Origin of the sequence: Pseudomonas sp. R62, assembly GCF_000257605.1 — a bacterium.
In the GTDB taxonomy this organism is placed as follows: Bacteria; Pseudomonadota; Gammaproteobacteria; order Pseudomonadales; family Pseudomonadaceae; genus Aquipseudomonas; species Aquipseudomonas atacamensis.
On sequence record NZ_AHZM01000966.1, the window covers coordinates 1 to 598 of the forward strand.

The 598-nt window shown below is 59.2% G+C and carries 1 protein-coding gene; it reads left to right on the plus strand.

The genetic code is table 11. The features are described 5' to 3' along the window. Positions 1-121 precede the first annotated feature (121 nt). Complete coding sequence (locus tag OQK_RS01380) at positions 122-550, plus strand: rhodanese-like domain-containing protein (RefSeq protein WP_016770771.1); 429 nt, start codon at positions 122-124, stop codon at positions 548-550. Positions 551-598: the final 48 nt, after the last annotated feature.

The window sequence follows — 598 nt, forward strand, 5'->3', positions numbered from 1 at the left end:
AGATTGGGCTGAGTGGGCATTTGGCGGAAATCTCCCGGTCGGTGTCTTGCGCGCCACTGTAGCGGCAAGCGCCGTCTCGATAAAGTCTGTTCATCCCCCACAGACAAAGGAGCAACACAGCATGACCAGCCTGGTTCGCGAAATTCCCGCCGCCCCGTCGGCGATTGCCCTGATGCATTTCAGCAATCGTCTGACCTTCGAAACCGATTGTTCCGACGTGTTCAGTAGCCACGAGGCCGGGGAGGTCGATTTTGTTCTGGTGGATGTGCGCGGCCCATTGGCGTTCGAGCGCGGCCATGTGCCCGGCGCGATCAATATCCCGACCCGCTTGCTCACGGCGGAGCGCTTGGCCGATTACCCGAAACACACTTTGTTCGTGGTCTATTGCGCCGGGCCGCATTGCAATGGGGCGAACAAGGCGGCGGTGAAGCTCGCGGCGTTGGGTTATCCGGTGAAAGAGATGATTGGCGGTGTCACCGGATGGCTCGATGAGGGTTTCGAACTGAGCGTGGCGTCAGTCGCCAATACACCTGTCGCCTGCGAATGCTGACGTTCTGTAGGAGCTGCCGGAGGCTGCGATCTTTGTATCTTGTATCTC